We start from the raw sequence: 14690 nt of genomic DNA, 5'->3' as shown, positions 1-14690 counted from the left end.
GTCCTCCTTTCCAGGAGAGGACCGGGGCCGTCGTGTGCGGGCCTCGCGACCGGCCGGCGTCAGTCGTCCGGCTTGTCCCCGTCGGGGGAGCCGGAGCCGGAGTCGGTACCGGAGTCCGGGCCCGGGTCCGGACCGTCGTCGTCCGACGGCTTCCTGCCCTCGGTCCGATCCCCGGCCGGAGGCGGGTCCGCGGGGCGCTGGGGCTTGGGCGGGCGGGTGCGGCCGCTCGCCGGGTCCCGCAGATACGGCACGTCCCCGCTTTCCGTGGCGTGCCCGCCGGGAGCCTGGCCCGGCCCCGGGCCGGGGTCGCGCCGCCGCAGATAGCGCTCGAACTCGCGCGCGATGGCCTCTCCGGAAGCCTCCGGCAGCTCGGCGGTGTCGCGCGCCTCCTCCAGCGTCTGGACGTACTCGGCGACCTCGCTGTCCTCGGCGGCCAGCTGGTCCACCCCGATCTGCCAGGCGCGCGCGTCCTCGGGCAGCTCGCCCAGCGGGATGCGGAGTCCGAGCAGGTCCTCCAGCCGGTTCAGCAGAGCCAGCGTCGCCTTCGGATTGGGCGGCTGCGAGACGTAGTGCGGCACGGCGGCCCACAGGCTCACCGCCGGAACGCCCGCGTGGGTGCACGCCTCCTGGAGGATGCCCACGATGCCGGTCGGGCCCTCGTACCGGGTCTCCTCCAGGTCCATGGTCGCGGCCAGGTCCGGATCGGAGGTGACCCCGCTGACCGGTACCGGCCGGGTGTGCGGGGTGTCGCCGAGCAGCGCGCCGAGGATGACCACCATCTCGACACCCAGTTCGTGGGCGAAGCCCAGCAGCTCGTTGCAGAACGAGCGCCAGCGCATGGACGGTTCGATGCCGCGGACCAGCACCAGATCACGGGGCTTGTCACCACCGATGCGGACCACCGACAGACGTGTCGTCGGCCATGTGATCTTGCGGACACCGCCGTCCAGCCACACGGTGGGGCGATTGACCTGGAAGTCGTAGTAGTCCTCGGCGTCCAGTGCCGCGAAGACCTCGCCCTTCCATTCCCGGTCCAGATGTCCGACCGCGGTGGAGGCGGCGTCACCGGCGTCGTTCCAGCCCTCGAACGCGGCCACCATGACCGGGTCGATCAGCTCGGGTACACCCTCGAGCTCGATCACCCAGGCCTCCTTCCGAAGTTCCCTTGCGTGTACGTACGCACCAACCTTACGGGTTGGAGCATTCCCATCCGAAGCCCCTTTGCACGGGCGGGTGAACCTCGTCCGCCGAGGTGCGGCACCGATCGAATCGGGGCATCTGGCTCCGGATTCATCCGAGCTGTGCGCCCCCGGATTTAGCCCCGCGCTGGACGAAGGGGCTCGTATGACGCTATACATCGGATGTTCGCTGTAGAGATCCGATGTTATTCCCCTGGGGGGCCGCGCATGAGTCAGACCGTCACGGACGTCGAGGTCCACGACATCCGCTTCCCGACGTCCCTGGAGCTGGACGGCTCGGACGCGATGAACCCCGACCCCGACTACTCCGCCGCCTACGTGGTGCTCCGCACCGACGCCCCGGGCGGCGAGGGCGGCGGTCTCCTCGAAGGACACGGGTTCTGCTTCACCATCGGCCGGGGCAACGACGTCATGGCCGTCGCCATCGAGGCCCTGAAGCCGTATCTGCTCGGCCGGCCCCTCCCGCGCACCGCGGCGGACCTGGGGGACCTGTACCGCGAGCTGACGCACGACTCGCAACTGCGCTGGCTCGGCCCGGAGAAGGGGGTCGCCCACATGGCGGCCGGGGCCGTCGTCAACGCCGCCTGGGACCTCGCGGCGAAGGCGGCCGGACTGCCCGTCTGGCAGTTCCTCGCGACGATGACCCCCGAGGAGCTCGTCTCCCTGGTGGACTTCCGCTACCTCACCGACGCCCTCACCCCCGAGGACGCGCTGGCCATCCTGCGCGCCGCCGAGCCGGGCCGCGCCGAGCGGACCGAGCGGCTGCTGGCCCAGGGGTACCCCGCGTACACCACCTCGCCCGGCTGGCTCGGGTACGACGACGACAAGCTCGTCCGCCTCGCGAAGGAAGCCGTCGCCGACGGCTTCACCCAGATCAAGCTGAAGGTCGGCGGCGACCGCGACGACGACGTCCGCCGCCTGAGGATCGCCCGTGAGGCGGTCGGCCCCGACGTCCGGATCGCCGTGGACGCCAACCAGCGCTGGGACGTGGCCGAGGCCGTGGAGTGGATGAGCGCCCTCGCCCCCTACGACCCGCACTGGATCGAGGAGCCCACCAGCCCCGACGACATCCTCGCGCACGCAGCCATCCGGGCCGGTCAGCCGGTCAAGGTCGCCACTGGCGAACACGGCGCGAACCGGGTCGTGTTCAAGCAGCTGCTCCAGGCCGGGGCCGTGGACTTCGTGCAGATCGACGCGGCCCGGGTCGCCGGCGTCAACGAGAACCTCGCGATCCTGCTGCTCGCGGCGAAGTTCCAGGTCCCCGTCTGCCCGCACGCCGGCGGAGTCGGGCTCTGCGAACTGGTCCAGCACCTCTCCATGTTCGACTTCGTCGCCGTCTCCGGCACGTGGGAGGACCGGGTCATCGAGTACGTCGACCACCTCCACGAGCACTTCACCGAGCCCGCCGTCGTGACCGGCGGACGGTACGTCACCCCGCGCGGACCCGGGTTCTCGGCCCGGATGCTGCCCGCGTCGATCGCCGCACACCGCTACCCGGAGGGCCCCGTCTGGGCGGCCCTCCCCGCCCTCCAGGAGGCCCACCGATGACCGGAACGAAGGATTTCGACGGGTTGTCCGCCCTGGTGACCGGAGGCGCCTCCGGCATCGGCGCCGCCGTCGCCACGCTGCTGCTGGAACGCGGCGCCCGGGTCGCCGTGCTCGACCGGGACACCGCCGGCGCCCCCGAGGGGACGTTCGCCGTCAGGGCGGACGTGACCGACGACGCGCAGGTCCGTGCGGCCGTCGACCGCGCCGCAGCCGAGTTCGGCGGGCTGCACACCCTCGTCTCCAACGCCGGCATCGGCTCCATCGGCACCGTCGAGGACAACGCCGACGACGAGTGGACGCGGGTGCTGGACATCAACGTCCTCGGCATGGTCCGTACCGCCCGGCACGCCCTGCCGCACCTGCGGACCGCCGCCCTGGAGCGGCCCGGCGCGGTCTCCATCACCCAGACCTGCTCCATCGCGGCCACCGCCGGACTGCCGCAGCGGGCCCTCTACAGCGCGAGCAAGGGCGCGGTGCTCTCCCTCACCCTCGCCATGGCCGCCGACCACGTTCGCGAAGGGGTCCGCGTCAACTGCGTCAACCCCGGTACCGCGGACACTCCGTGGATCGGACGGCTGCTCGGCCAGGCCGGGGACCCCGAGGCCGAACGGACCGCGCTCAACGCCCGTCAGCCGCTCGGCCGACTGGTCTCGGCCGACGAGGTGGCCGCCGCGATCGTCTACCTGGCGAGCCCCGCCGCCGCCTCCGTCACCGGCACCGCTCTTGCCGTCGACGGCGGGATGCAGGGCCTCCGACTGCGCCCCGCGTCGGACTGAGTACCCGCCGGCCGCGGGGATCCGTCACCGTCGACGGACCGGCGGCCGGCGTCCCGCCCCTCCGGGAAGGCCGAGCGCCTTCCCGGAGGGGCGCTCGCGTTCCGGGAGGCCGTCCGCGTGCGTACCGGCCGGAGGGGCGCGCGTCTCAGAGGGTCGAACGCAGCCACTGCTCCACGCTCGCCACGTGCACCGTCGCCCAGGCCCGCGCCGCCTCCGGGTCCCGGTCGCGCAAGGCGGCCAGGATGGCGCGGTGCTCCTGGAGGGTGCGGCTGAGCGCGTCCTCCTGGGTCAGGCCGCGCCAGACCCGCGCGCGGGTGGTCGGCCCCGACAGGCCGTCCAGCAGTGAGCAGAGCACGGTGTTGCCCGACGCCTGGACGATGCCCCGGTGGAAGTCCAGGTCGGCGGCGACCAGTTCCTCCACCGAGGGCGTACTGCCCAGCGCGTCGAGCTGCGCGGCGAGCGCGTCCAGCTCGGCTTCCCCGATCCGGGAGGCGGCCATGGCGGTCGCCGCAGGCTCCAGGATGCGGCGGACCGCGAGGAACTCCAGCACCGTGTCGTCCCGGTGGAAGTCCACCACGAAACTCAGTGCCTCCAGCAGGAGTTGGGGGTCCAGGCTGGTGACGTAGGTGCCGTCGCCCTGCCGCACGTCGAGGATCCGGATCAGCGACAGCGCCCGCACCGCCTCGCGCAGGGAGTTGCGGGACAGCCCGAGGTCCGCTGCGAGTTCGCTCTCCTTCGGCAGCCGGTCGCCGGGGCGGAGCGCACCCGAGACGATCATGCCCTTGATCTTTTCGATCGCCTCGTCGGTGACAGCCATGACGGTCCTCCAGGGTGCGCATGGGAATCAGACATCGGATGTCTCATCCCATTATGCGGGTCCGCTCCGCCCGCCTCCGCCGCCCGGAGCCGGGATCACTCCCACAGATCCGTCGGGGCCTCCCGGCGGACCACCGGAGCGATCTCCTCGGCGAACCGCTGCAAAGTCTCCAACTGCTCGGGACGGCTCAGCCCCAGGCCGTCCACGGTGATCGACTGGAGGTCGTGGTGGTACTCCTCGTAATAGCCGAGGATCTTGTCGATGATCTGCTGAGGACTGCCGATCAGCTGCGGGCCGCCCGCGATGGCGTCCTCGATCGTCCGGAACGGGGTGTTGTACCCGGCCTTCCCCGCCAGGTGCGGCTTGAAGGACTGGCGTACCCGCGCCTCGTACAGCTCCTTGTACCGCTCCACCGCCTGCTGCGAGCTGTCCGCGATCAGCAGCCCCCCGGATCCGGCCGCCACCCGGGCGTCCGCCGGGTCGTGCCCGTACGCCTCGAACCGCTCGCGGTAGTGCGCGATCAGCCGCGCGTACGCCGCCTTCGGCTGGATGGCGTTGGCGGTGAAGAGGGGATCGCCGTGCTTGGCGGCCAGCTCGGTGGAGTGCAGGCTGGTCGCCGAGCCGTGCCAGACGCGCGGAGCGCCGTCGTACGGGCGTGGCACGGTGGTGGTGTTCTTCAGCGGCGGGCGGAACTCCCCCTCCCAGTCCACCCCCTCCTCGGTCCACAGCCGGCGCAGCAGCTCGTACTTCTCCTGCTGGAGGTCCCACTGCCGGTCCTCGTCGAGCCCGAAGAGCGCGAAGTGGCCGGCCTCGGCGCCCTTCCCGATGACCAGTTCGAGCCGTCCCCGCGCTATCTGGTCGAGGGTGGCGTAGTCCTCGGCGACCCGGACCGGGTCGAGGATCGCGACCACCGTGACGCCGGTGAGCAGCCGGACGGAGGTCGTCCGCGCGGCCACCGCACCGAGCACCACGGTCGGGCTCGACGAGAGGAAGGCACCCGCGTGCCGTTCACCGACGGCGTACGCGTCGAAGCCGAGCCGCTCGGCGTCCGAGGCGGTCGCGATCACTTCGGCGAAGCGGTCGGCGGGGGAGAGGAGTTCGCCGGTCAGCGGGTGCGGGGCATGCCCGATCAGGGAGAGCACGGAGAATTTCATGCCCTCCACTGTTCTCGCGTTCCGTTGCGGCGGTGTGGCGGCGGTATGGCGGGGCCGCGGGGTCACCCCTCCCCGGCCCCGCCCCGTCCTTCAGCGGCGGTCCGCCAGCATCGACTCGACGCCGGCCCGCACCTCGTCGGTGGCGAGCCCCCGGATCGTCAGCGTCGTCCGCCTGCGCAGCACGTCGTCGGCGGTCTCGGCCCACTCGTGGTCCCGCGCGTACGCCACCTGCGCCCATATCTCCGGAGCGTCGGGGTGGATGCGGCGGGCGAGCGCCGGGTCCTCCTCCGCGAGCCGGGTGATCCCGAAGGCGAGCGAACCGTAGTGGGTGGCCAGATGGCGGGCGGTGTCCGCCGCCAGCCGGGGGCCCGAGCCGGCGCCGTCCGCCAGCAGACGGTGCGTCACCGCGTCGGGACTGGCGATCCCGGGCAGCGCCAGCCGCTTCGGCAGCCGGTCCATCGGCTCCATGGCGTCGGTCAGCGGGCGGCCCGGCAGCGCGGCCAGCGTGTTCATCACGGTGCGGCCGATGTGACGGAACGTCGTCCACTTGCCGCCCGCCACCGACAGCATCCCGCCGCGCCCCTCCGTCACGACCGTCTCGCGCTTGGCCTTCGAGGTGTCGCCGGGACCGCCCGGGAGCACCCGCAGTCCGGCGAAGGAGTAGGTGATCAGATCGCGCGACAGCTGCTGGTCCCGGACCGAGAAGGCCGCCTCGTCCAGGATCTGCGCGGTGTCCTTCTCCGTCACCGCCAGGTCCTCGGGCTCTCCCTCGTACACCTCGTCCGTGGTGCCCAGCAGCAGCATGTCCTCCCACGGCAGGGCGAAGGTGATCCGGTACTTGTCGATCGGCGTGGCCAGCGCCGCCCGCCAGGGGGCGGTGCGCCGCAGCACCAGGTGCGCGCCCTTCGACAGGCGTACGGAGGGGGCGGCGCCCGGGTCCTCCATCCGCCGCAGCCGGTCCACCCACGGCCCGGTGGCGTTGAGCACCAGGCGGGCGTCGACCCCGAACTCCGTACCGTCCACCCGGTCGGCCAGCTCCGCACCGGTGACCCGGCCCCGGGTGAACCGGAGTCCGCTCACCGCCGCGTGGTTGAGCACGTCGGCGCCGGCCGCGACCGCCGCGCGCACGGTCATCAGGGCCATCCGCGCGTCGTTCATCTGGTCGTCGCCGTAGACCGCGACCGCCTTCAGCCCGTCCGTACGCAGTTCGGGCACCTCCCGGCGGGCCCGCTGCGGGCTGATCACATGGCCGACGCCGTCGCCGAACGCGGACAGCGCCGAGTAGGCGAAGACGCCCGCGCCGAGCTTGGCCGCCCCGTGCGGGCCGCCCTTGTAGACCGGCAGGTAGAAGGTGAGCGGGTTGGCGAGGTGCGGGGCGACCTGGCGGGAGACGGCCCGCCGCTCGAAGTGGTTCTCCGCCACCAGCTTCACCGCTCCGGTCTGGAGGTAGCGCAGCCCTCCGTGGAGCAGCTTCGAGGAAGCGGAGGAGGTGGCGCCGGCGAAGTCGCCGGCGTCCACCAGGGCCACCCGCAGCCCGGACTGCGCGGCATGCCAGGCGGTGGAGATGCCCAGGATGCCGCCGCCGATCACCAGGAGGTCGTACGTCGTGCGGGAGAGCCGCTCCCTGGTCTCGGCGCGGCTCGGGAGGGAGCCGGAGGCCGGGCGCGTCCCGGGGGCGGGGACGCTCTGCGGGATGGTCATGTCTGCTTACTCCTCGGTGTCGTCGAGCCAGCCCATGGAGCGCTGCACCGCTTTGAGCCAGCTCTTGTACTCGCGGTCACGGGTGGCCGCGTCCATGCGGGGTGTCCACTCGGCGGCCCGGCGCCAGTTGGCGCGCAGCGCGTCGGTGTCCGGCCAGAAGCCGACGGCGAGGCCGGCGGCGTAGGCGGCGCCCAGACAGGTGGTCTCGGCGACCATCGGGCGCACCACGGGCGCGTCCAGGCAGTCCGAGAGCATCTGCATCAGCAGGTTGTTGGAGGTCATGCCGCCGTCGACCTTGAGCGCGGTCAGCTCGACGCCGGAGTCCTTCGTCATGGCGTCGCTGATCTCGCGGGTCTGCCAGGCGGTCGCTTCGAGCACGGCCCGTGCGATGTGCGCCTTGGTGACGTACCGCGTGAGCCCGGCGATGATGCCACGGGCGTCGGGCCGCCAGTACGGGGCGAACAGGCCGGAGAAGGCGGGGACGAAGTAGGCGCCGCCGTTGTCGTCCACCGAGGAGGCCAGGGTCTCGATCTCGGCGGCCGAGTTGATGAGTCCCATCTGGTCGCGCATCCACTGCACCAGCGAACCGGTGACCGCGATCGACCCCTCCAGCGCGTACACCGCCGGCTGGTCGCCGATCCGGTAGCCCACGGTGGTCAGCAGCCCGTTGTAGGAGTTGACCGGGGTGGAGCCGGTGTTGATGAGCATGAAGGTGCCGGTGCCGTACGTGGACTTGGCCTCACCTTCCGAGAAACACGTCTGGCCGAACAGCGCCGCCTGCTGGTCGCCCAGCGCGGAGGCCACCGGTACCCCGGCGAGCACCCCGTCGGCGGCGAGGCCGTAGACCTCGGAGGAGGAGCGGATCTCCGGCAGCACGGCGGCCGGGATGTCCATGGACCGCAGGATGCGCTCGTCCCACTTCAGGTCGTGCAGGTTCATCAGCAGGGTGCGCGAGGCGTTGGTGACGTCGGTGACGTGGACGCCGCCGTCGGTGCCGCCGGTGAGGTTCCAGATAACCCAGGAGTCCATCGTGCCGAAGAGGATGTCCCCGCGCTCGGCACGCTCGCGCAGCCCCTCGACGTTGTCGAGCAGCCAGCGGATCTTGGGCCCGGCGAAGTAGGAGGCGAGCGGCAGCCCGGTCTCGCGCCGGAAGCGGTCCTGGCCGACGTTTCGGCCGAGTTCCTTGCAGAGCGCGTCGGTACGGGTGTCCTGCCAGACGAGGGCGTTGTGGACGGGCTCGCCGGTGTGCCGGTCCCACATCAGCGTGGTCTCGCGCTGGTTGGTGATGCCGATGGCCTTCACGTCGTCGGCCGTGACACCCGCCTTGACGACGGCTCCGGCCACCACCTCCTGCACGTTCTCCCAGATCTCGGTGGCGTCGTGCTCGACCCAGCCGGGCTTGGGGAAGATCTGCTCGTGCTCCTTCTGCTCGACCGAGACGATCCTGCCGTCCTTGTCGAAGACGATGCAGCGGGTGGAGGTGGTGCCCTGGTCGATGGCCGCGATGAACGGGCCGGCGGTGTGTGCGTCGTTCACGATGTGCTCCCCGGGGTCTGTGGTGGTGTGTGGAGGCGTCTGCCGGGCGCCTGGGGTCCTGGTCCCGCCCATCAGGCGAAGGCGACGTTGTAGAGGAGGCCGGCGAGGGCGCCGCCCACGAGCGGTCCCACGACGGGTACCCAGGCGTAGCCCCAGTCCGACCCACCCTTGTTCGGCAGCGGCAGCAGTGCGTGCACGATACGCGGGCCGAGGTCGCGGACCGGGTTGATCGCGTACCCCGTCGGGCCGCCGAGCGAGAGCCCGATCCCGACCACGACCAGGGCGGTGATGAGCGCGCCCAGCGTGCCGAGCCCGTTGCCGCCGTCGTTGAGGCCCTGGGTCAGGATCGCCAGGACCAGCACGGCGGTGGCGATCACCTCGGTGACCACGTTCTGCACGGCGTTACGGATCTCCGGGCTGGTGCAGAAGACCCCGAGCACCGGTCCCGCAGCGGGCGCGGAGGTCTGGTCGACCATGCCTTCGGCGGGGTTCGGGGTGCCGGTGATCTCCGGGTCGGTCAGGTGGGCGTGGAACTGTCCGTAGTACACGGCCCACACCAGGACCGCTCCGACGGCGGCACCGAGCAGCTGCGATCCGAGGTAGAGGGGCACCTGGCTCCACGGCGTACCGCCCTGGATGGCGAGCCCGATGGTGACGGCCGGGTTCAGATGGGCACCGGACACACCGCCCGCCAGGTACGCGCCGGTGAGCACCGCGAAACCCCAGCCGAAGGTGATGGCGACCCAGCCCGCGTCCTTCGCCTTGGAGCGTTTGAGCGTGACGGCGGCACAGACTCCACCGCCCAGCAGGATGAGTACGGCGGTACCGATGGTCTCGCCGATGAAGATGTCGGAGCTGGACACCGTGACTCCTTTGTCCTTCGTCCAGGGGAATGCGCACCACCGGGTCGCTCCGGGGTACACGCCCCAGATGACGCCCATTCCTCGGGGGAACACGTCATCTGCAAGGGCTTGACCGGCCCTCGGCATTGCCACACCCTAACGCCTATGGCCGCTGAGCGTTCGGCAATGCCGACCGGTGAACGGCAGTGTTTCGCCCGGTCGAGGCGGGCGTCAAGGGGGTGTGGCATACGACTCGGGGCGGTGTCGCGCTCCGGCACGGAGCGACCGGCGTGCGGACGCGCGTGCCGAGCGCCCCGCGCCGGAGGCGGGCGGGCCGGACGGCCGGAACGCGCGAGCCCGCCCGGTCGGGGGGACGCGGGCGGGCTCGGGTGGTGTGGAAGCGACCGGTTCTCGGGTGGTGTGGAAGCACCGGTTCTCGGGTGTGGCGGACGGCCGTGCGGGGTCAGAAGCGGCCGGCTCCCAGGTCGCGGGAGACCGCCCGGGCGCAGTCGCGTACCGCCGCGATCAGCTCGGGCCGCAGCTCGCCCTCGGGGCGCAGCCGCTCCACCGCGCCCGTCACCGCCACCGCGCCGACCGGCATCCGGCGGCCGTCGTGGATGGGGGCCGCGACGGCCGCCACCCCCTCCCAGGTCTCCTCCGCGTCGTCGGCCCAGCCGCGCGCCCTGGTCAGTGAGAGCGTCTCCTCGAACGCGTCCTGCCCGGTGACCGTGCGCGCGGTGAAGGAGCGGCGCTCACTCTCCAGCGCCTCGCTGTGCGCCATCGGGTCGAACGCGGCCAGTACCTTGCCCAGCGCCGTGGAGTGCAGCGGCTGCATGGCGCCGACCTCCAGCACCTGGCGGCTGTCGTCCGGCCGGAACACGTGGTGCACGATCAGGACCCCGTGCTGGTGCAGCACCCCGAGATGGACGCTCTCGCCGCTCGACCGGGCCAGGTCGTCGGTCCAGACGAGGGCGCGGGCGCGCAGCTCGTGCACGTCCAGATAGCTGTTGCCCAGGCGCAGCAGCTCCGCGCCCAGCTGGTAGCGGCCGGACGCCGGGTCCTGCTCGACGAAACCCTCCAGCTGGAGGGTGCGCAGGATGCCGTGCGCCGTCCCCTTGGCGAGCCCCACGGACGAGGCGATGTCGGAGAGGCCGAGCCGGCGCTCGCCGCCCGCCAGCAGACGCAGCATCGCCGCCGCTCGCTCCAGCGACTGGATGTTCTTGGCCATCGCGCCGTACTCCTCCACTCGTCCGCTCGGTTCGACAATGCTGAACACTATCGGCCGATGCCGACCTCCGCGCGGGGTGAGGTGCGGTGTTACGTCGTCTCCCCACCGCACCTTTTCCGCCACAGCATGCAGTCCGGTCGGTGGGACGCCCGCACAGGGGTCACCGGTAGCGGGCTACGCTGGCCGGGTGCGCCTTCTGCCGGAAGAGCGCAAAGCCGACAGCCGTCGCATCCCTGGGAGATCATCCATGGCCTCGTTGCCGACCCCTTCCGCCGTCAGTCCGAGCAGGGCCGACGCACTCCGCGAAGCACTCGCCACCCGCGTGGTCGTGGCCGACGGAGCCATGGGCACCATGCTCCAGGCCCAGGACCCCACGCTCGAAGACTTCCAGGACCTCGAAGGCTGCAACGAGATCCTCAACGTCACCCGCCCCGACATCGTGCGCTCCGTGCACGAGGAGTACTTCGCGGTCGGCGTGGACTGTGTCGAAACCAATACGTTCGGCGCGAACTCCTCCGCTCTGGGCGAGTACGACATTCCCGAGCGCATCCACGAACTCTCCGAGGCCGGCGCGCGCATCGCCCGCGAGGTCGCCGACGAGTTCACCGCCTCCACCGGGCAGCAGCGCTGGGTGCTCGGCTCCATGGGGCCCGGCACCAAGCTGCCGACCCTGGGCCACGCCCCGTACACCCAGCTCCGCGAGGGCTTCCAGCAGAACGCCGAGGGTCTGATCTCCGGTGGCGCCGACGCGCTCATCGTCGAGACCACCCAGGACCTCCTCCAGACCAAGGCCGCCATCCTGGGCGCGCGTCGGGCGATGGAGACGCTGGGCAGCGATCTCCCGCTCGTCGTCTCGCTGGCCTTCGAGACGACCGGCACCATGCTGCTCGGCTCGGAGATCGGCGCCGCGCTGACCGCGCTGGAACCGCTCGGCGTCGACATGATCGGCCTCAACTGCTCCACCGGACCGGCGGAGATGAGCGAGCACCTGCGCTATCTCACCCGCCACTCGCGCATCCCGCTGCTCTGCATGCCCAACGCCGGTCTGCCCGTGCTCACCAAGGACGGCGCGCACTTCCCGCTCGGTCCCGAGGGCCTCGCCGACGCCCAGGAGACCTTCGTCCGGGAGTACGGCCTCTCGCTGGTCGGCGGCTGCTGCGGTACGACCCCCGAGCACCTGCGCCAGGTCGTCGAGCGCGTACGCGGCACCGTCCCCACCGTCCGTGACCCCCGCCCGGAGCCGGGCGCCGCCTCGCTCTACCAGACCGTGCCGTTCCGGCAGGACACCTCGTACCTCGCCATCGGCGAGCGTACGAACGCCAACGGGTCCAAGAAGTTCCGCGACGCCATGCTGGAAGCCCGCTGGGACGACTGCGTGGAGATGGCGCGCGACCAGATCCGCGAGGGCGCGCACATGCTCGACCTCTGCGTCGACTACGTCGGCCGCGACGGGGTCGCCGACATGGAGGAGCTGGCCGGCCGCTTCGCCACCGCCTCCACCCTGCCGATCGTGCTGGACTCCACCGAGGTGCCCGTCCTGCGGGCCGGTCTGGAGAAGCTCGGCGGTCGCGCCGTCCTGAACTCGGTCAACTACGAGGACGGCGACGGTCCCGAGTCGCGCTTCGCCAAGGTCACCAAGCTCGCCTCCGAGCACGGTGCCGCGCTGATCGCCCTCACCATCGACGAGGAGGGCCAAGCCCGCACCGTCGAGCACAAGGTCGCCATCGCCGAACGGCTCATCGAGGACCTCACCGGCAACTGGGGCATCCACGAGTCCGACATCCTCATCGACACCCTGACCTTCACCATCTGCACCGGTCAGGAGGAGTCCCGCAAGGACGGCATCGCCACCATCGGCGCCATCCGAGAGCTGAAGGAGCGGCACCCCGACGTCCAGACCACGCTGGGCCTCTCCAACATCTCCTTCGGCCTCAACCCGGCCGCCCGGGTCGTACTGAACTCCGTCTTCCTCGACGAGTGCGTCAAGGCCGGACTCGACTCCGCCATCGTGCACGCCTCGAAGATCCTGCCGATCGCCCGCCTGGAGGAGGAGCAGGTCAAGGTCGCGCTCGACCTGATCTACGACCGCCGCGCCGAGGGCTACGACCCGTTGCAGCGGCTCATGGAGCTGTTCGAGGGCGTCAACATGAAGTCGATGAAGGCCGGCAAGGCGGAGGAACTCCTCGCCCTGCCGCTCGACGAGCGACTCCAGCGCCGCATCATCGACGGGGAGAAGAACGGCCTGGAGGCCGACCTCGACGAGTCGCTGAAGACCCGTCCGGCCCTCGACATCGTCAACGACACCCTGCTCGAAGGCATGAAGGTGGTCGGTGAACTGTTCGGATCCGGCCAGATGCAGCTGCCGTTCGTGCTCCAGTCCGCCGAGGTCATGAAGACCGCGGTCGCCCACCTCGAACCGCACATGGAGAAGTCCGACGCGGAGGGCAAGGGCACCATCGTGCTGGCCACCGTCCGCGGCGACGTCCACGACATCGGCAAGAACCTCGTCGACATCATCCTCTCCAACAACGGCTTCAACGTCGTCAACATCGGCATCAAGCAGCCGGTCTCCGCGATCCTGGAAGCCGCCGAGGAGCACAAGGCCGACGTCATCGGCATGTCCGGCCTCCTGGTCAAGTCCACCGTGATCATGAAGGAGAACCTGGAGGAGCTGAACCAGCGCAAGCTGGCCGCCCGGTTCCCTGTGATCCTCGGCGGCGCCGCCCTCACCCGGGCCTACGTCGAGCAGGACCTGCACGAGATCTACGAGGGCGAGGTCCGCTACGCCCGCGACGCCTTCGAGGGCCTGCGGCTGATGGACGCCCTCATCGGAGTCAAGCGCGGTGTCCCCGGGGCCGTACTCCCCGAGCTCAAGCAGCGCCGGGTGCCCAAGCGCGACACCGCCGTCCTGGAGGTCACCGAGCCGGAGACCGGCGTCCGCTCCGACGTCGCCACCGACAACCCGGTGCCCACCCCGCCGTTCTGGGGCACCCGCGTCGTCAAGGGCATCCAGCTGAAGGAGTACGCCTCCTGGCTCGACGAGGGCGCGCTCTTCAAGGGCCAGTGGGGCCTCAAGCAGGCCCGCGCCGGTGACGGCCCGACCTACGAGGAGCTCGTGGAGACCGAGGGCCGCCCGCACCTGCGCGGCTGGCTCGACAAGCTCCAGACCGAGAACCTGCTGGAAGCCGCCGTCGTGTACGGCTACTTCCCCTGCGTCTCCAAGGGCGACGACCTGATCCTGTTCAACGAGGACGGCTCCGAGCGCACCCGCTTCACCTTCCCCCGCCAGCGCCGGGGCCGCCGCCTCTGCCTCGCCGACTTCTTCCGCCCCGAGGAGTCCGGAGAGAAGGACGTCGTCGGCCTCCAGGTCGTCACCGTGGGCTCCAGGATCGGTGCCGAGACCGCCAAGCTCTTCGAGGCCAACGCGTACCGCGACTACCTGGAGCTGCACGGCCTCTCCGTCCAGCTCGCCGAGGCCCTCGCCGAGTACTGGCACGCCCGGGTCCGCTCCGAACTCGGCTACTCGGGCGAGGACCCGGACCACGTCGAGGACATGTTCGCGCTCAAGTACCGCGGCGCGCGCTTCTCCCTCGGCTACGGCGCCTGCCCCGACCTGGAGGACCGTGCCAAGATCGCCGACCTGCTCCAGCCGGAGCGGATCGGCGTCCACCTCTCCGAGGAGTTCCAGCTCCACCCGGAGCAGTCCACGGACGCGATCGTCATCCACCACCCCGAGGCGAAGTACTTCAACGCGCGCTGACGCACCTCACCGCCTCCACCGCTCTCCCGACGTCCTCCCGTCGGGAAACACCGGAGTCCGTTCACGCGAGAACGCCGCACGAGTCGTAGACTTGTCGGTCCAGTGCAGGCCGGTCGCCCTTTCCCGGAA

10 protein-coding genes are annotated in these 14690 nt (G+C 71.2%); 3 read left to right on the top strand and 7 right to left on the bottom strand.

Translation table 11 applies throughout. The annotated features are described in order from the left end of the window. Positions 1–59 precede the first annotated feature (59 nt). Positions 60–1142, bottom strand: a complete 1083-nt coding sequence (locus ACFWEP_RS21025; protein WP_387371819.1) for a PAC2 family protein — start codon at positions 1140–1142, stop codon at positions 60–62. 264 nt (positions 1143–1406) lie between these two features. Here ACFWEP_RS21025 and ACFWEP_RS21020 point away from each other — a divergent pair, with 264 nt between their 5' ends. Next, a complete protein-coding gene (locus ACFWEP_RS21020) occupies positions 1407–2747 on the top strand; it encodes an enolase C-terminal domain-like protein (protein ID WP_387371818.1) in 1341 nt (446 codons plus the stop codon). Continuing rightward, a complete protein-coding gene (locus ACFWEP_RS21015; protein ID WP_387371817.1) occupies positions 2744–3523 on the top strand; it encodes an SDR family NAD(P)-dependent oxidoreductase in 780 nt (259 codons plus the stop codon). The genes ACFWEP_RS21020 and ACFWEP_RS21015 overlap by 4 nt, the downstream gene beginning before the upstream one ends. Positions 3524–3668: 145 nt before the next feature. Here ACFWEP_RS21015 and ACFWEP_RS21010 read toward each other — a convergent pair whose 3' ends face one another. From ACFWEP_RS21010 to ACFWEP_RS20985, 6 genes are all read right to left on the bottom strand, one after another. Then, a complete protein-coding gene (locus ACFWEP_RS21010) occupies positions 3669–4340 on the bottom strand; it encodes a FadR/GntR family transcriptional regulator (RefSeq protein WP_387371816.1) in 672 nt (223 codons plus the stop codon). A 95-nt stretch (positions 4341–4435) separates the two neighbouring features. Continuing rightward, positions 4436–5494: an LLM class flavin-dependent oxidoreductase gene (locus ACFWEP_RS21005; protein ID WP_387371815.1), complete on the bottom strand. Its 1059-nt coding sequence runs from the start codon at positions 5492–5494 to the stop codon at positions 4436–4438. Positions 5495–5584: 90 nt separating this feature from the next. After that, complete coding sequence (locus ACFWEP_RS21000; RefSeq protein ID WP_387371814.1) at positions 5585–7195, bottom strand: FAD-dependent oxidoreductase; 1611 nt, start codon at positions 7193–7195, stop codon at positions 5585–5587. Between the two features lie 6 nt (positions 7196–7201). After that, positions 7202–8731 carry a glycerol kinase GlpK gene (glpK, locus tag ACFWEP_RS20995; RefSeq protein WP_387371813.1) on the bottom strand — a complete coding sequence of 510 codons (1530 nt, stop codon included), beginning with the start codon at positions 8729–8731 and terminating at the stop codon, positions 7202–7204. A 71-nt stretch (positions 8732–8802) separates the two neighbouring features. Continuing rightward, a complete protein-coding gene (locus ACFWEP_RS20990) occupies positions 8803–9594 on the bottom strand; it encodes an MIP/aquaporin family protein (RefSeq protein ID WP_387371812.1) in 792 nt (263 codons plus the stop codon). A gap of 442 nt (positions 9595–10036) precedes the next feature. After that, positions 10037–10801, bottom strand: a complete 765-nt coding sequence (locus ACFWEP_RS20985) for an IclR family transcriptional regulator (RefSeq protein ID WP_387371810.1) — start codon at positions 10799–10801, stop codon at positions 10037–10039. Positions 10802–11048: 247 nt separating this feature from the next. Here ACFWEP_RS20985 and metH point away from each other — a divergent pair, with 247 nt between their 5' ends. Beyond that, complete coding sequence (gene metH, locus ACFWEP_RS20980; protein WP_387371809.1) at positions 11049–14561, top strand: methionine synthase; 3513 nt, start codon at positions 11049–11051, stop codon at positions 14559–14561. Positions 14562–14690 lie beyond the last annotated feature (129 nt).

This window comes from Streptomyces sp. NPDC060198, from assembly GCF_042728415.1.
Classification (GTDB): Bacteria; Actinomycetota; Actinomycetes; order Streptomycetales; family Streptomycetaceae; genus Streptomyces.
This window is presented reverse-complemented; position numbering and strand designations above follow the sequence as displayed.